The following is a 17671-nucleotide window of genomic DNA, read 5'->3' as shown; positions in this document are numbered from 1 at the left end:
AGCTCAAGAGAACATCATGATGAAAATTCAAACCCAATCCTGCGTGGTCAACGGCAAATATGACGTAGCGGTCGTGGAGCAGGAAGTTGATTATCAGGGGATCGGCACGCTGGTGAAAATCACCCGTGGCGGTATCTGCGGTTCAGACCTGCATTATTATCAGGAAGGTAAAGTCGGCAGTTTTCAGGTGCGCCAGCCGATGGTGTTGGGTCATGAGGTGATCGGTGAAGTGGTCGCCAGCGACACCGCGCGGTTGCCCGTGGGCCAGAAAGTGGCGCTAAACCCCAGCAAGCCCTGCGGGCAGTGCAAATATTGCCTGGCGGAGCAGCAAAACCAGTGTACCCAAATGCGCTTTTTCGGCAGCGCGATGTATTTCCCGCATGTTGACGGCGCTTTTACCCAGTACAAGGTGGTTGATAGCGCACAGTGCATAGTGTTCGCAGCCGATCGTGACGAGAAAGTGATGGTGTTTGCCGAACCGCTGGCGGTGGCGATACACGCCGCGAAACAGCCTGGTGCGGTCAAGGGGAAAAAGGTGTTTGTTTCCGGCGTCGGCCCGATCGGCTGCCTGCTGGTGGCGGCGCTGAAAGCGCTGGGCGCCGACGAAATTGTCTGCGCCGATCTCAGCCCGCGTTGCCTGGATATCGCCAGAGAGATGGGGGCGTCCCGCGGTCTGCATGCCGGTAATGACGATTTCAGCTTCTATCAGCAGGAGAAAGGGTACTTTGACATCGCTTTCGAAGTCTCCGGTCACCCGCTGTCATTGCAGCGCTGCCTGGAGGTTACCCGCGCCAAGGGTACGGTCGTGCAGGTGGGGATGGGCGGCAGTTTCCCGGATTTCCCGTTGATGCTGCTGATCGCCAAAGAGCTGAACCTGCTGGGATCATTCCGTTTTGTTGAAGAGTTTGCCCTGGCGGTCGACTGGCTGGCCGGGGGAACGATCAATCCGCTGCCACTGCTGTCCGCCGAATTCGATAACCGGCAATTGGCTGAGGCATTGACGTTTGCCGGTGACAAGAGCCAGGCTGCCAAGGTACAGCTGGTGTTCTGATTTTAGCCCTCAGTCTGATGGCGTGGACCGGCGATCCTTGTCTATAGTTAAGGGCCGTTTCATTTTTTAAACACGGAGAACTTAACATGGCAAGAAATACGGATGCGGATCAAACCACGCTTGATGACGATCTGAGAATGCTGAGCGACACACTGGAAGAAGTGTTGAAGTACTCCGGCGATCGCGCCGATCAAGCCTATATCGATATCAAAACTCATGCCGAAGAGGCACTGAGTGAGGTTAAGTCACGGCTGGCCGACTCTACCGAGTCCTACTATGCGCGTGCCAAGGACGCGGTTTGCCGCACCGACGGTTACGTGCATGATAATCCATGGTGCAGCGTGGGTATAGGCGCAACGGTCGGTCTGGTGCTGGGTTTGTTGCTGGCACGGAAATAAAATAACGGCTTGAGACGTTGGGCGCGGCAACCGCCGCGCCCCGATATTTACTGCCCCAATGTCACTTCCACCTGATGGACTTTGCCATCATCCACCAGCGTTATCGCGGCCTCCGGTTGTTTTTCACCGTCGACGGTGACCTGTGCTGCGCCTGGTCCCTGACGAATTGTTAACTGATATTCGCTGCTGCCTTCCCGGTAGTTTAGCGTCACCTGTGGCCAGTCCGCCGGCAGACGGGTGTTGACGCTCAGCCGATCGCCATGGCGTTTCAGCCCCAGCAGTGACTCGAGGATCAACCGATACATCCACCCGGCGGAACCGGTATACCAGCTCCAGCCGCCGCGGCCGACATGCGGCGCCACCGCGTAAATATCGGCGGTGACCACATAAGGCTCGACCTTGTAGCGTTCGGCAGCGGTGCTGTCGAGGCTGTGGTTGATCGGGTTGATCAGCGCCATCAGTTCCCAGGCGCGTTCGATATTGCCCATTTCGGCGAAGGCCATCACTGCCCATACCGCGCCGTGGGTATATTGACCGCCGTTTTCCCGCACCCCCGGCAGATAGCCACGGATATAGCCCGGGTTAGGGCCGTTGCCGTCAAACGGTGGCGTCAGCAGCTTGATCAGGCCGGCCTGGTCGTCGACCAGGTGTTTATCCAGCGACTGCATCGCCTGCAGGCTGCGCGGCGCATCACCGGCGCCGGACAACACTGACCAGCTCTGGGCGATGGCGTCGATACGGCACTCTGCCGATTGATGGGAGCCCAGCGGTTCCCCGCTGTCAAAGTAGCCCCGACGGTACCATTCGCCATCCCAGGCATGGTCACGCAGATTATTGCGTAGCCTGTCGGCCTGCTGACGGCACAGCGTCGCCAGTTCGTCGTCATGACGAGCGGTTGCCAACTGACCGTAACGCTGCAGGATATGAAACAGGAAGAAACCGAGCCACACGCTCTCGCCACGGCCCTCCAGGCCCACCATATTCATGCCGTCGTTCCAGTCGCCGGCCCCCATCAGCGGCAGTCCGTGCTCGCCAAAGGTCAACCCGTGTTTTAACGCCCGGACGCCGTGCTGATACAAGGTTTCGCGCGTCGCACTCAGCGCCGGTTGTTCATAGGAGGACTCCTCGCCGGGGACCAACTTGCGCGCCTCCAGATAGCCCACTTGTTCCTCCAGAATGGCCTGATCGTCGGTGGCGTCCAGATAATGACAAATGGCCAGCGGCAGCCATAAATAGTCATCCGAACAGCGCGTGCGCACGCCATTTCCCTGCGGCGGATGCCACCAGTGTTGCACGTCGCCCTCGACAAACTGGCGCGAAGCGCACAGCAGGATCTGTTCCCGCAGGCGTTCAGGCGCGGCGTGAGTCAGCGCCAAAGTGTCCTGTAGCTGATCGCGGAAGCCAAAGGCGCCACCGGACTGGTAGTAACCGCTGCGCGCCTGAATACGGCAGGAGAGGGTCTGGTACAGCAGCCAACCGTTGGCCAGCAGATCGACAGCCGGTTGCGGCGTGCCGATCTGCACTTTGTTGAGAATGCCGTCCCAGTGCGCGGCCACCTGTTGCAGCTCATCCTGCAGACTGTCCTCCTGCAGATATTTTTGCAGCAGCGCTTCGGCCTCATCGGCGTTTTGTCCTAACCCGAGGGCGAACACAAAACTGCGTTGATCGCCGTCGATCAGGCTGATCGCCGACTGCACGGCACCGCATGGATCCAGACCTGCGCCGACTTTGTCAGACAACCGCCGCAGTTTTAGCACCGCCGGGTTGGCCAGCGAGCCGTTGCGGCCGATAAATTCACGCCGATCGCCACTGAGCGAACAATGCGCGCCGGAGACGCCAAAGAACGCGGTGCGTTCCGAACCGCTGCCGCCGTAGTGGTTGGTGGCCAGAATGCCGCAGCCGCTTTCCGGCGTGGCGGCCTGGGTAACGATGTGCATGGCCGATTTTTGCCGCAAATCGCCGAGAATAAACTCCACATAGCCGGTAGCCGACAGCTTGCGCGTGCGCCCGGAGGTGTTGGTCAGCGTCAGCAGGAACAGTTTTACCGGCGCGTCCTTGGCCACCAGTAGGGTGAACTGGCTGTCGATGCCGCTCTCGCGGTGATCGAAAACGCTGTAGCCGAAACCGTGACGGGTCAGATAATGGCCACGGCCCCGGGCGGGCAACGGTGTCGGTGACCAGAAATGACCGCTCTCTTCGTCGCGCAGGTAGAAAGCCTCTCCGCTGCGGTCGCAGATGGGATCGTTGTCCCAGGGAGTCAGGCGGTATTCGTGGGCGTTTTCGTACCAGGTGTAGGCCTGGCCGCTTTCCGACACCACCGAGCCGAACATCGGGTTGGCCATCACGTTTGACCAGGGCGCGGGGGTGATCTTGCTTTCATTCATCGCGATCACATATTCACGGCCGTCCGCCGAGAAGCCGCCGAGGCCGTTATAGAACTGCAACGCGTCAATGTCGGGCAACTGCGGTGAGTGCAGGTTACGCGGCAAATTATCCACCGTCGCCAGCTTCGACGAAGCGGTAACCGGCGACAGCGGTTGCTGCAGGATCTGCGGCAGTTGCAGGCGCTGGTTGAGCTGTTCGGTCAACCCGCCGCGCCGATCGTCGAGGTAAATACGCGCCACGCTGAGCAGCAGGCGATGATCTTCCTGTGACATATGTTCGCTGGTGCGCACGAAGATGCCGCCGGGCTTATCGGTTTGGGTAGATTCCATACCGGCGGCGATCAGGCCCATGATCTGGTTCTGCAGATCCTGACGGTAACCACCGACGTCCTCGTTGAGGATCACCAAATCCACCTGCAACCCTTTCAAGCGCCAATAGTTGTGCGCCTGGATCAGTTGCTGAACCAGCTCGATGTTCTCAGCGTCGGTCACGGTCAGCAGCACAATCGGCAGATCGCCGGAGATCGAATGTCCCCACAGCCCAGACTGGCCGCGGCGGTTGTGAATGATTTCGCTGCTGGCAGCGCGCATTTCCTGCGCCGGGAACACCACCGCGCTGGCCAGGCGATTAAACAGGTTGGCGTCATCCTCATTGGCGTTCAACTGACGCAGCACCACCTGGCTGTGTGACCAGGCCAGTTCAAACACGCGATCGGCCAGATAGCGGTCGCGGTATTTCTCCAGCATCGCCAGGCTACTGGCTCGGTCCTCGCTGACGCCGTAGAAAATATCCAGCGTCAGCGGCACGTTGGGCTCCAGCACCACGCGCTGACGGATAGCGATGATCGGGTCAATGACCGGCCCGGCGCTGTTGCTCAACGGCGTATTCTGATACAGCGCCTGCGGATTGGCCGGGGTGCGGCCACGGCCGATAAATTTGGCGCGGTCGGTTTCGAACGACGTCTGGCTGGTGCGGCCTTGCACCGTCATCATGTGCAGCAACCACGGGCATTTTTCTTTCGGTTCGCGCGGGCGGCGGTGGCACAAAATGGCGTCTTGATCCGGCAACAGTTCGGTTTGTACGAACAGGTTGCTGAACGCCGGGTGGGCCAGGTCATTGCCGGCCGGTGCCAGCACCACTTCTGCATAGCTGGTGATTTCGAGGGTGCGCGGTTGCTTGCTGCGGTTGACCAGCGTCACGCGGCGCAGCTCAATATCATCTTCCGGCGAGACCACCACCTGCGTTTTGACCGACAGCGATCCCTGCTGGCGCTGGTACTCGGCCCCGGCATCGTTGAACACGGCGCTGTAGCCTTTGGCGGCACCGCCGATCGGTTGCCAGGTATTGCTCCAGACCTCACCGGTTTGTGGATCGCGCAGGTAACAGAAGGCGCCCCAGTTATCGCAGGTGGCGTCTTCACGCCAGCGGGTCAAGGCCAGGTTCTGCCAGCGGCTGTAGCTGCCGCCGGCCTGGGTGAGCATCAGGTGATAGTTGGCATTCGACAGCAACTGCACTTCGGGGATTGGGGAATCCACCCGGTTGAACTCGCGCGCGGCGAAGCTGGCCGGGGTAATGGTGCCCTCGTGGGTTTCGAAATGGCGACGGGTGCTGTACAGCTCGACCGCATCCGGTACCCGCTCCTGCAGCAGCAAGCGCGTTGACTGGAAAGCCGGATAGTCGGCGAAGCGCGCCACCATAGGGGCATCCAGCAGCAGGTGCGACAGGGCGAGGAAGCTCATACCCTGGTGATGCGCCATATACGAGCGGATGATCACATACAGTTGGCCTCGGCTGAGGCGAGCGGTGGTGTAATCCAGCGCCTCGTAGAAACCGTAACGGCCTTTGGCGCCATTTTTTTCCAACGTCATCAGGTTATTGCAGGCGGCATTCGGATCGACAATCAGCGCCATCACCGTGGCGTAAGGCGCGACCACCATATCGTCACCCAGCCCGCGTCGCAGGCCCAGCCCCGGAACGCCAAAGGCGTGATACTGATAGTTTTGATCGGCATCGAAACCGAAGTAGCCGGATTCGGAAATCCCCCAGGGAACACCGCGCTCTTTACCCCAGGCAATCTGCCGCTCCACCGCCGCGTGGCACATTTGCACCAGCAGCGAGTCAGGGTAGGCGGGCATCACCAACTGCGGCATCAGGTATTCAAACATCGAACCGCTCCACGACATCAGCGCCGGTTCGTGGTCGATCACGGTGAACAGTCGGCCAAGGGCAAACCAACTGCGCTGCGGCACCTGATTGGTGGCGATGGCGACGTAGTTGGTCAGGCGGATTTCGGATGCCAGCAGATCGTATTTACTGCCGTCCATCTTGTTTTGATCGCAGTTAAAACCGACGGTCAGCAAATGGGTCGATTCGTCATACAGGAAGTTGAAATCCATCTGCGCCATTTTTTCCAGTCGCTGCTGCAGACTGTGCAACTGCGCCAGCCGCTCCTGCGCCAGGGCACCGGCGGCGTTCAACTGATTTTGCTGCTCTGGCGACAGCGTCAATTGGCCCGGCGGGTGCGCCAGCCAATGCAGACTGGGCACCTGCTCAAGTTCAGGCATGCCGTCGCTCAGCCAGCCGAACCACTGCGCCCATTCGGCGCACAGCTCGTTGAGCTGCTGGTGCAGCGCGCCGGCCCAGCGTTTGGTTTCCTCATCATGGTTCAGCGCCGGTTCCTGCAGCCCATTGCTGTAGTTGCGCATGGCGTTCAGCTCCGCCAGCAGGGCTGCCGGGTGGCTGTGGTGGGCCTGTTCCCAGTGGTTGCGCAGTTTCGACAGGTTCTTCGGTGCGGCGTCGCCCCAGTGCTGTTCCAGCAGTTGCAGGCTGTCACCGAGACCGGTCAGCACCTGCAGCGGATCGATGGCCGGCTGGTGGGCCAGCGCGGGCAAACCGGCGCTAAGCGTCAGCAGGTGACCGGCCAGGTTGCCGCTGTCGACGCTGGAGATATAACGCGGGTTCAACGGCTCCAGAGTGCGGGTGTCGTACCAGTTGTACAGATGGCCGCGATAGTGCTCCATGCGATCCAGGGTATTGAGCGTCAGTTCGATGCGCCGCAGTGCTTCACTGAGCGTCAGATAGCCGAAGTCATAGGCGGTGAGGTTAGCCAACAACGACAGCCCGATATTGGTCGGCGACGTACGGTGCGCCACCACCGGCTCCGGGATCTCCTGGTAGTTATCCGGCGGCAGCCAGTTTTCCTGCTGGTTGACGAAGGTATTGAAGAAGTCCCAGGTTTGGCGGCTGGTGTGGCGCAGGAAACGTCGCTGTTCATCGTTGATCGCAGTTTTGCTGCGCTGCGGTTCCTGGCTGAGGTAATACAACAAAAATGGCGCCAGGATCCACAAGGTGGCGAACGGCAGTGTGATAAACAGCGCCATAGGGTTATGCAGGAAGCTAAACAGCAGCAGCGCGACGCCCGCTACCGGGTTAATCCACATCGCGCGGTAGAAGTTTTCCAGCGTGACCTGCTGACGGGCTTTGGATTGATCGTAGCTGGTCCATTCTTGCAGGTTTCGCTGGCTGATCAGCAGCCGCCACAGGGTCACGACGATTGCTTTCAGGCTGTACAACGCCTCATGTGGCAGCGTCGCCAGTCGCAGTCCGACCTGCGCAAGGCGATGTAGCGAACCGTTCAGCGCCAACAACAGGTGTTGCAGGAAGGGGCGGCGCGGCGGCTTGTGCACGATATCCTGCGCCAGTGCCAACAGGGTCGGCAGCAGCAGGATAATGGCGAAGACCCCTAGCCAGTAACGGGTGTTCGGCAGCCAGACAAAGCCGCAAAACAGTAACAGCAACAGGCTGGGTGACGTCAGGCTGCGGCGCAGGTTATCGAACAATTTCCAGCGCGACAGGGTGCTCAGCGGGTTGGCGATGCGGGTGCCGTCTTCGGTTTTCACCCGTGGTAGCAACCAATTCAACAGTTGCCAGTCACCGCGGATCCAGCGCGTGCGGCGCGCGACGTCCACCAGATAGTTACTGGGATACTGCTCGTACAGCAGCACGTCGCTCAACAGGCCGGAACGGGCGTAGCAACCCTCCAGCAGGTCATGGCTCAGCACCAGGTTAGCCGGGCAGGTGCCTTTCAGACTGTGCGAGAACACGTCCACGTCGTAAATGCCCTTGCCGATAAACGAGCCTTCGCCAAACAGATCCTGATAAATATCCGAAGCCATCAGCGTATAGGGATCATTACCCGGCGTGCTGCTGCACAGGGCGGCGTAACGGCCCTGGCCGTAGCTGGGGATTTCTTCGGCCATGCGCGGTTGCAAAATAGCGTAGCCTTCCACCACCCGTTGCTGACGCGCGTCGTACTGAGGATGGTTGAGCGGGTGCGCCATAGCGGCGATCAACTGATGGGCGCTTTCGCGCGGCAGAACGGTATCGCTGTCCAGGGTGATGACATATTTGACGTTTTTCAGCACCTCCAGCCCATCGCCAATTTGGGTGCAGAAGGCATTGCCACGGTTACGCAGCCAGTCGTTCAGTGCATTCAGTTTGCCGCGTTTACGCTCCAGCCCCATCCAGACGCCCTGTTTTTCGTTCCATTCGCGGTCGCGGTGAAACAGGAAAAAGTGGCTGGGACCTTCACAAGGGTAGCGCGCGTTCAGCGCTTTCATCTGTTGGCCGGCATAGTCCAGCAAGGCGGTGTCGTCCGCATGCTGTTGTTGAGGGGCGTCGTTGAAGTCGGTGAGCAGGGCAAAGTGCAGATGTTTCATCGCGTTGCCCAGATAACAAACCTCAAGCGCATTGATCAGCTTATCGACGCCGCTTTTGCTGTCGATTAACGTCGGTATCGCCACCAGAGTGCGAAATTCAGCGGGAATACCGCAGGAGAAATCGAGCCTCGGCAAGGGCTGCGGCGTACGGCTGCGGGTGGTGACCTCGCTGAGCAGATTGAGCACGAACTGGCTGACCACGATAGCCATCGGGAAAAACAGCAGCACCAACCCCCAACTGATGCCGGTGCTGTAGGCGTGGCGCAGCAGTTCAGCGCAACTGGCGGTGGTGATCAGGCTCAGGCTGCCGAGCCAGGAAAGCAGCGGTGCCTGACTCAACGCATGGCGCAGTCGGGTAATGCGGCCGAGCTGCACCCCCAACTGTTGTTCCAGCTCGGGGCGGCCATCGTCAATCAGGTAGTAACCGATGTGATTGCGACGTGGATCGCTGGACGGATCTTCTGCCGCCACACGCGCCATATTCAGCACGTGCTGGGCGACCTGGACTTCATTGTGTGAGCAATGACGCGCCAGCATCTCGATCACGTGGCGGTAGTTGTCGCGGGTGTTGAAGTGCATCAGAGGATAAACCCCCGCCGGATCCTCTCGCAGGGTCTGTTCGACCTGGCTCATGGTTTCGACGAATTCCGCCCAGTCCATTTCGCTCAGTTGGCGCAGGCCGGAAATACTGTTGCTGACCGACAGTTGGCTGACGGCCAACTGCTGGTTAAAGCGATGGATCAATTCATCCGAGGTCAGGCTGACTTCTGCCAGCCGCTGTTCCACCCAGGTGAGCGGCAACGCCAGCATGGTGCCGTGGCCCTGCAGGCGGCGGACCAGTTCGGCGACAAAGGCGCTGGTGCGTGGGGGATTGGAACGTGCCATATCGGCGATCACGACGATCAGGTTGGCGGGATCGTTTTCCGCCGATTCCAGCATTTTTGTCACCCAACTGTCGGCCAGGTTCCGTTCCTGCTGGGCCTGTGCGACCTCCACGCTGACGCGGCGCAGGTTTTCAATCAGCGCCAGACGCAACATTCCAGGCAGTGCCCAGAGCTCACCGAGCGTCAGATTGACTTCTTTTTGATAGGCGGCGATATACCGCGTGAGGCTTTCGGCGTCCCAGCGGCCGTCACCGTGCGCGATGGCTTCGGCAGCCACGTCATAGATGCGCGGGCAGTTATGCGGCGGGGCCAACTGCGGTAGGCCACGCCCGAAGGTTTTCGGCAAATGGTGGCGCACGACGCGGATTTGTTCTTCAATCAGATAGTAATTGTCCAGCAGCCATTCACCGGCAGGAGTCATGCTGGCTTTCTTGCCGTTGCTGAGCTGGTGGCAGCTTTCCGCCAAAATGCGCTCGTTATCGTCCAGCCGCTTGAGCAAGTAGTAGGGGGTCTTGCGTGTCGCCAGCTTATGAGAACGTGCCAGACGTTGCCCATAGCGCTCCATTTGATCGACAGAAAACAGTTCTGCCTTAATGGCGCTGCCGCTGTTGTCGGGGGCGTCTTGGTGGCGCCGTAGCGGCAAGGATTTTATTTTGGAAACTTTACGTTGTTTTTTTAACCAATTGATTAGTATTTCTTTCACACAAAAGCTCCTTACATCTGACCCAAAGGACAGCCGGTGAAACCGCTGGGAGATCGTGAACATGCTGTTTGTAGCGCCGGGCAGATCTGGCGTGGGTTCACAGCAGGCAGGAACATGCTTTCTCAGTATAGCTTCAAGAATGCTTTTCTGGCCGTTTTTTGAACTGATTGTTTAGTATTGATAAACAATTGACGGCCGTTACCGCTGATCCTCTGACGCTATTTTTCCGCCGTTGATCCTTGATTTACCGTATAATTCCATACATTAAGTTTGGTTATTGAGGTGGCCGTGGAACAACTTTCGGCATTGCTGAGGCCGTTGCGCCGGCAGCTTGAGCAACATTTTCCCGCTGAGAGCGGTTTTCGCCGGCTTTCACTTTCTGTCCCCGCACCGCTGGCCACGACCTTGCTGGAGTGGTTGGCGGCGCAACCGACATTCCCTCAGTTTTACTGGCGCCATCGCGATGGGCATGAAGAAGCCGTGGCCTGCGGCGCATTGCGCCTGTTTACGCAACCGGAACAAGTACAGGCATTTCTCAACGCGCATGACGGTGCGCGGGTGTGGGGGCTGAACGCCTTCGACGGCGCGGCGCATTTGTTTTTGCCACGCCTGGAAATACTGCGCCGCGAGGGTGAAACAAAATTAACGCTTAATCTGTTTTCTGAAAGCTCGCTGCACGACGATGCGCTCGAAGCCGATCGCTGGCTGGAAAATAGGGTGGCTGCACAGCCAATAACGCCATTAACGGCGGAAGTGAGAAAGGTGCAGCATCAACCGGAACGTACCGGGTGGGAAACCTTGTTGCACGATGCGCTGAAGGCGATAGATCGGCAACAGATGGAGAAGGTGGTGTTGGCGCGCAGTACGTTACTGACGCTGGAGAGTCCGTTGTTTGCGCCGGCGATGATGGAGGCCAGCCGCAGAGTGAATCACCGATGCTACCACTTTATGCTGCGATTTGATGCACATTCCGCCTTTCTCGGTTCCAGTCCTGAAAGATTGTACCTGCGCAAGGGGCACCATCTGCGGACCGAAGCCCTGGCGGGCACCGTGGCTAATCACCCCGATCGGCAACAAGCCCAGGTATTGGCGCAATGGTTGTTGCAGGATGGCAAGAACCGGCGTGAGAACCTGCTGGTGGTGGACGATATCTGCCAACGCCTGCAAGGGGGGGCCGACGCGGTGGATGTGCTGCCGCCGGAAGTGGTGCGTTTACGTAAGGTGCAGCATCTGCGACGCCGTATTGAAGGCCGCCTTAAGCGGGATGATGATGCCGATTGTTTGCAGCGGCTGCAGCCGACGGCGGCGGTTGCCGGGTTGCCCCGTCAGGCAGCGCGTGAGTTTATTCTGCAACACGAACCCTTCACCCGAGGCTGGTATGCCGGATCCGCCGGTTATTTGTCCTCTTCCCGCAGCGAGTTTTGTGTTTCGCTGCGCTGTGCGCAAGTCGACGGCGAACGGCTACGGCTGTATGCCGGTGCCGGCATTGTGGCCGGTTCCGACGCCGCAGAAGAGTGGCAGGAGATCGAAAATAAGGCCGCCGGACTGCTGACTTTATTGCAACCGGACACTTTGACCTGAATTTCCCTGCTTAGGCTACGGATTTATTGAGGGAATGGCGCGGCGAGTGTAAACTGATTGTGATTTTTATGTTTGTTTTTTGTTCTAAATCAAATAATTGTCTAGCATTAAGTCACCGGGATATACGGCGTTTTTGCGCTGGCGCAAAAGTCGTAAAGATAACTACTCATATAATGCAGAACATCATTTTTGGCGTGTCGCCGATCGGCGCGGGCCAGAGGCAGATTCTGTTAACCGACTTGTGAGCGAATTATGTCGACAAGTGTTTTTAATCGCCGGTGGGCGGCGTTGCTGTTGGAAGCGCTGGCTCGCCATGGAGTGCGGCATGTCTGTATCGCTCCGGGATCGCGCTCCACGCCGTTGACGCTGGCTGCGGCGGCTAACAAGTCTTTTATCTGCCATACCCATTTTGATGAACGCGGGCTGGGCCATCTGGCACTGGGCCTGGCGAAGGCTTCGCGGGAGCCGGTGGCGGTGATCGTCACTTCCGGTACCGCCGCCGCCAACCTTTACCCTTCCTTGATTGAAGCCGGGCTGACCGGTGAACGGCTGGTGTTCCTCACGGCCGATCGGCCGCCTGAACTGATCAACTGCGGCGCCAATCAGGCGATCCGTCAAAACGGCCTGTATGCCAGCCACCAGGCGCTGAGCCTTGATTTGCCGCGCCCGACGCCTGACATTCCCGCCAGTTGGCTGGTGTCCACCGTCGACAGCGCCATGGCGCGCTTGCAACACGGCGCTTTGCATATTAATTGCCCCTTTGCCGAACCCTTGTACGGCGGTGATGAACAGCTGTACGAAGATTGGTCTGCAACGCTCGGCGACTGGTGGCAAGGCAGCCAGCCCTGGCTGCGGGAAATGGATCCGCACCAGGTGCTCAAGCAGCCGGATTGGTTCTTCTGGCGGCAAAAACGCGGCGTGATAGTGGCGGGTCGTATGAGTGCGGAGGAGGGCGAGCAGTTGGCGCAATGGGCCGCCATGCTCGGCTGGCCGCTGATTGGCGACGTATTGTCTCAGAGCGGGCAGCCGTTGCCCTGCGCTGATTTATGGCTGGCTCAGCCGCAGGCGCAAACCAGGTTAGCCGAGGCGCAACTGGTGGTGCAATTTGGCAGCAGCCTGACCGGCAAACGCCTGTTGCAGTGGCAAGAGCATTGCCACCCGCAAGAATATTGGTTGATCGACGATTTACCCGGGCGGCTCGATCCGGCACACCACCGGGGGCGACGCATTCGTTCCAGCGTGGCGCGGTGGCTTGAGCTGCATCCGGCACAGCCGCGCACCCCTTGGGCCGACGAACTGACGCAACTGGCGGAAAACGCGCTGGACACGGCCTCCGGTTATCTGGTCAACCGTTTTGGTGAGGCGCAGTTGGCGCACCGTTTGCCGGAACTGCTGCCGGAAAACGGTCAGCTGTTCCTGGGCAACAGCCTGATCGTGCGGTTGATTGATGCGTTGACTCGTTTGCCGGCCGGTTATCCGGTGTTCAGCAATCGCGGGGCCAGCGGCATCGACGGCCTGATCTCCACCGCCGCAGGCGTACAGCGGGCTACGGCCAAACCGACGCTGGCGGTGGTGGGTGACCTTTCCGCCCTGTACGACCTGAACGCGCTGGCGCTGCTGCGCCAATGTTCTGCGCCTACGGTGTTGATCGTGGTCAATAACAATGGCGGCCAGATTTTTTCCTTGCTGCCCACGCCGGAGGAAGACCGGCAACGGTTCTACTGCATGCCGCAGGACGTGGAGTTCGGCCATGCCGCGGCGATGTTCCACCTCGCTTACGCCCGCCCGGAAAACTGGGGGCAGTTACTGCAGGCGGTGGAGCAGGGGTGGCGCCACAGCGGTGCTACGCTGATTGAGCTGCAGGTGCCGCCGAGCGACGGTGCGCAGACGTTGCAGCACCTGGTGCAACAGATGGCGGAGCAATAATGCTGGCGACCAAAGTATTGCAGCAAGGGGGGGCCGACCGCCCCTGGCTGATCTGGCTGCATGGCCTGTTGGGCAACAACAATGAATGGCGAGTGATCGCTTCCCGCTGCCCGGAATGGCCATCGCTGGCGATCGACTTGCCTGGCCACGGTGATTCTGTCGCGGTGACCTGCAACAGTTTTGACGATATCAGTGCACAAATCAGTTCCACCCTGCAACTGCACGGCATCGAACGCTATTGGCTGGTGGGGTATTCATTGGGCGGGCGTATTGCCATGTATCACGCCTGCTGCGGTGATACCACCGGCCTGCAAGGCGTGATTATTGAAGGTGGAAACCCAGGGCTGGCCGATCCTGCGCTGCGCGCTCAGCGCCTGACGCACGATGCGGCCTGGGCCGAGCGTTTTCGCCGTGAACCGCTTGCCCAGGTGCTGGCGGACTGGTACCTGCAGCCGGTCTTTGCCAATCTCAGCGCGGTACACCGCGAGGCGCTGATCGGTGCCCGTACGCTCAACTCCGGTGCGGCAGTGGCAGACATGCTGGAAGCCACGTCGCTGGGCAAGCAGCCCTATCTGGTGCCGCAATTACAACAACGGGCGATACCGCTGGTGGTGTTGTGTGGTGCCGACGATCACAAATTTCAGCAGTTGGCGCGCGACGCCGGATTGCCGTTACGCACCGTGCCGCAGGCCGGGCATAACTCGCACCTGGCCAATCCGCAGGCTTTCGCCGCCGAACTGCGCACTTTTCTCGTTAACCCTGGTTAAAGGAACAGAACATGCTCTATCCGAACGAAGAACAACTGTACGCCGCCATCGATTGGCAGGATTGCTCCGGTGATTTCGAAGACATCCTGTACCACAAGTCCAACGACGGCATTGCTAAAATCACCATTAACCGTCCGCAGGTGCGCAATGCGTTTCGGCCGCACACGGTAAAAGAGATGATCGAAGCGCTGTCCAATGCCCGTTATGACGATGGCATCGGCACCATTATCCTCACCGGTGCCGGCGACAAAGCCTTCTGTTCCGGCGGCGATCAGAAAGTACGCGGCGACTACGGCGGTTATCAGGACGAAAGCGGTGTGCATCATCTGAACGTGCTCGACTTCCAGCGCCAGATCCGCACTTGCCCGAAACCTGTCGTAGCCATGGTTGCCGGTTATTCGATTGGCGGCGGCCACGTACTGCATATGATGTGCGACCTGACCATTGCGGCGGATAACGCCATTTTCGGCCAGACCGGCCCTAAAGTGGGGTCGTTCGACGGTGGCTGGGGCGCCTCTTACATGGCACGCATCGTCGGCCAGAAGAAAGCGCGCGAGATCTGGTTCCTGTGCCGTCAGTATGATGCTGCCGCCGCGCTGGACATGGGGCTGGTCAACACCGTGGTGCCCTTGGCGAGTCTGGAAAAAGAAACCGTGCGCTGGTGCCGCGAAATGCTGCAAAACAGCCCGATGGCGCTGCGCTGCCTGAAAGCGGCGCTGAATGCTGACTGCGACGGTCAGGCCGGCCTGCAGGAGTTGGCGGGTAACGCCACCATGCTGTTCTACATGACCGATGAAGGTCAGGAAGGGCGCAACGCGTTCAACGAAAAGCGTCAGCCGGACTTCAGCAAATTCAAGCGTAATCCGTAATGAATGCTCCTATCCGCCACGCTGCCGTTTACCGCTACAGCCTGCCGATGGAGGCCGGTGTGGTGCTGCGCAACCAGCGGCTGAAAACCCGCGATGGCGTGTTGATCCATCTGCAGCAGGGCGAGCAGGAGGGCTGGGGCGAGATAGCGCCGCTGCCGGAGTTCAGCCAGGAAACGCTGGCGCAGGCCGAGCAGGCTGTGCTGATCTGGCTGCAGGCTTGGCAAGCTGGGACATTGCCGGCAGACAGCCCGTTGCCATCGGTGGCGTTCGGCACCAGTTGCGCGTTGGCGGAGCTGGAGCAGCGGTTGCCGCTGCAGGCCGATTACCGCAAAGCGCCGCTGTGTACCGGCGATCCTGACGAGTTGTTCACGGTGTTGACCGCCTTGCCGGGGGAGAAAGTCGCCAAGGTGAAGGTGGGGCTGTATGAGGCGGTGCGCGACGGCATGATAGTCAACGTACTGCTGGAGGCGCTGCCCGATCTGCGCCTGCGACTGGATGCCAATCGCAGTTGGACGCGCGCCAAAGCGGATGGTTTCGCGAAATACGTGGCACCGGCACTGCGTGAGCGCATTGCTTTTCTTGAAGAACCTTGCAAAACCCGTGATGAATCGCGGGATTTCGCTCAGGCGACCGGCATCGCTATCGCCTGGGACGAAAGTGTGCGCGAGGCGGATTTTGTGGTGCAGGCCGAACCGGGCGTGGCGGCGATAGTGATCAAGCCCACGCTGACTGGCAGCCTGGAGCGTTGCCGCACGCTGGTGGAGCAGGCTCATGCCGCGGGGTTAACGGCGGTGATCAGCTCCAGCATTGAATCCAGTTTGGGGCTGACGCAGTTGGCGCGCATTGCACATTGGCTGACGCCGAACACCGTTCCTGGGCTCGATACGCTGGATCTGATGCAGGCGCAATTGCTGCGGCCCTGGCCGGACAGCCAGTTGCCGCTGCTGGACTCACCTGCGCTGGAGTGCTTATGGTGCAGCTAAACGACTGGCCTTGGCGGCACTGGGCGCAGCGACGCCCGCAGGCGATGGCGGTGATGGTCGGCCATCAGGCCGTAAGCTGGCTGACTTTGCGCCGTCAGGTGGACAAACTGGCGGCAGATTTTCAGCATCAGGGCGTCGAACCTGGTTGCGGCGTGGCGCTGTGCGGCAAGAACAGCTACCCGCTGTTGCTGGCTTATTTGGCGCTGTTGCAGTGCGGTGCGCGCTTGCTGCCGCTGAATCCGGCACTGCCCGTTGCCCTGTTGGCGACGTTGTTGCCCGATCTGGATATGGATTTTGCTTTCAGCCCGGACCGGCTGCCGACCTTACCGGCAACGGTGATCCGCTTAACGCCTCCCTCCACCGAATCTCGCTGGCTGAATCCGCCGCGTTGGGACGCTCAGCGCTTGGCGACGCTGACGTTGACCTCCGGCTCCAGCGGCAGGCCAAAGGCCGCTGCACACAGTTATGCCGCTCATCTGGCCAGCGCCGAAGGCGTGTTGCAACTGATGGACTTTCAACCTCAGGATCGTTGGCTGCTGTCGCTGCCGTTGTTTCACGTTTCCGGTCAGGGCATTGTTTGGCGCTGGCTGGCGGCGGGGGGCGGTTTGGTCGTGCGCGACATGCATCCGCTGGCGGAAGCATTGGCCGGCTGCACTCATGCCTCGCTGGTGCCGACTCAGCTCTGGCGTCTGTTGGCGCAACCCTTGGCCGCGCTGACGCTGAAAAAAGTGCTGCTCGGGGGCGCGATGATCCCGGTAGAACTGACTGAACAGGCGGAAGCCGCAGGCATTCGCTGCTGGTGCGGCTACGGTCTGACCGAACTGGCTTCGACGGTGTGCGCCAAGCGTGCCGATGCGCTGCCGGGCGTTGGGCTGCCGTTGGCCGGACGGGAGATTAAGCTGGTGAATGAAGAGGTGTGGATCCGGGCGCAGAGTCTGGCGCTGGGGTACTGGCAGCAGGGGGCGTTACTGCCTATCGCCGATGATCAAGGCTGGTTTCATACCCGCGATCGCGGCGTTATGGAGCAGGATGAACTGCGGATTATCGGTCGGCTGGATAACCTGTTTTTCAGCGGTGGAGAAGGCATTCAGCCGGAAGATATTGAACGTGTGCTGGCAGCCCATCCGCAGATTTCGCAGGCCGTGGTGGTGCCGGTGGATGACGCCGAGTTTGGCCAACGGCCGGTGGCGGTGTTAGACAGTGAAGGGCCTCTTTCGCTGGAAGCGTTGCTGGCCTGGTCGCAGGAGCGTCTGGCGAATTTCCAGCGGCCGATAGCGCTGTTGCCGATGCCGACCGAGTTGAAGGCCGGTGGTATCAAAATCTCCCGTCGCCAGCTGCAGCAATGGGCGGCGCAGCAGATGTCCCGCCGATAAAAAAGGCGCCCCCAAAAAAATGAAGGCGGCCTG

9 protein-coding genes are annotated in these 17671 nt (G+C 59.9%); 8 read left to right on the top strand and 1 reads right to left on the bottom strand.

Features of this window, described 5'->3' with window-relative positions:
* Nucleotides 1–19: 19 nt before the first annotated feature.
* Together idnD and elaB are read left to right on the top strand one after the other, a co-directional pair.
* The gene (idnD, locus tag ACGS9J_RS04850; protein ID WP_442229978.1) at nt 20–1051 is read left to right on the top strand and encodes an L-idonate 5-dehydrogenase; all 1032 of its coding nucleotides are present in this window, start codon (nt 20–22) and stop codon (nt 1049–1051) included.
* A gap of 86 nt (nt 1052–1137) precedes the next feature.
* Nucleotides 1138–1449, top strand: coding sequence for a stress response protein ElaB (gene elaB, locus ACGS9J_RS04845; RefSeq protein ID WP_442229888.1), 312 nt, complete (start codon nt 1138–1140; stop codon nt 1447–1449).
* Between the two features lie 47 nt (nt 1450–1496).
* Here elaB and ACGS9J_RS04840 read toward each other — a convergent pair whose 3' ends face one another.
* On the bottom strand, nt 1497–10139 hold the full coding sequence (locus ACGS9J_RS04840; RefSeq protein WP_442229887.1) for a GH36-type glycosyl hydrolase domain-containing protein: 8643 nt from the start codon (nt 10137–10139) through the stop codon (nt 1497–1499).
* 288 nt (nt 10140–10427) lie between these two features.
* On the opposite strand from ACGS9J_RS04840, the gene menF reads away from it, so the two are divergent.
* The 6 genes from menF to menE all read left to right on the top strand — a co-directional run bounded on the left by menF (nt 10428) and on the right by menE (nt 17638).
* The gene (menF, locus tag ACGS9J_RS04835; RefSeq protein WP_442229886.1) at nt 10428–11720 is read left to right on the top strand and encodes an isochorismate synthase MenF; all 1293 of its coding nucleotides are present in this window, start codon (nt 10428–10430) and stop codon (nt 11718–11720) included.
* Nucleotides 11721–11972: 252 nt separating this feature from the next.
* Entirely contained in the window at nt 11973–13646 is a 1674-nt protein-coding gene (menD, locus tag ACGS9J_RS04830; protein ID WP_442229885.1) for a 2-succinyl-5-enolpyruvyl-6-hydroxy-3-cyclohexene-1-carboxylic-acid synthase, read from the top strand.
* Complete coding sequence (gene menH, locus ACGS9J_RS04825; RefSeq protein ID WP_442229884.1) at nt 13646–14413, top strand: 2-succinyl-6-hydroxy-2,4-cyclohexadiene-1-carboxylate synthase; 768 nt, start codon at nt 13646–13648, stop codon at nt 14411–14413. Before menD ends, menH begins: the two co-directional genes overlap by 1 nt.
* Before the next feature lie 11 nt (nt 14414–14424).
* Nucleotides 14425–15282: a 1,4-dihydroxy-2-naphthoyl-CoA synthase gene (menB, locus tag ACGS9J_RS04820; protein ID WP_442229883.1), complete on the top strand. Its 858-nt coding sequence runs from the start codon at nt 14425–14427 to the stop codon at nt 15280–15282.
* Between the two features lie 11 nt (nt 15283–15293).
* Nucleotides 15294–16265, top strand: a complete 972-nt coding sequence (gene menC, locus ACGS9J_RS04815; protein ID WP_442229977.1) for an o-succinylbenzoate synthase — start codon at nt 15294–15296, stop codon at nt 16263–16265.
* Complete coding sequence (gene menE / locus ACGS9J_RS04810) at nt 16253–17638, top strand: o-succinylbenzoate--CoA ligase (protein WP_442229882.1); 1386 nt, start codon at nt 16253–16255, stop codon at nt 17636–17638. Before menC ends, menE begins: the two co-directional genes overlap by 13 nt.
* Nucleotides 17639–17671: the final 33 nt, after the last annotated feature.

Source organism: Serratia quinivorans, from assembly GCF_052113645.1.
In the GTDB taxonomy this organism is placed as follows: Bacteria; Pseudomonadota; Gammaproteobacteria; order Enterobacterales; family Enterobacteriaceae; genus Serratia; species Serratia quinivorans_B.
This window is presented reverse-complemented; position numbering and strand designations above follow the sequence as displayed.

Excerpts from the sequence above, each read along its gene's own strand:
- idnD (WP_442229978.1), top strand. The coding sequence starts at position 20 with ATGAAAATTCAAACCCAATCCTGCGTGGTCAACGGCAAATATGACGTA.
- elaB (WP_442229888.1), top strand. The coding sequence starts at position 1,138 with ATGGCAAGAAATACGGATGCGGATCAAACCACGCTTGATGACGATCTG.
- menD (WP_442229885.1), top strand. The coding sequence starts at position 11,973 with ATGTCGACAAGTGTTTTTAATCGCCGGTGGGCGGCGTTGCTGTTGGAA.
- menH (WP_442229884.1), top strand. The coding sequence starts at position 13,646 with ATGCTGGCGACCAAAGTATTGCAGCAAGGGGGGGCCGACCGCCCCTGG.
- menB (WP_442229883.1), top strand. The coding sequence starts at position 14,425 with ATGCTCTATCCGAACGAAGAACAACTGTACGCCGCCATCGATTGGCAG.
- menE (WP_442229882.1), top strand. The coding sequence starts at position 16,253 with ATGGTGCAGCTAAACGACTGGCCTTGGCGGCACTGGGCGCAGCGACGC.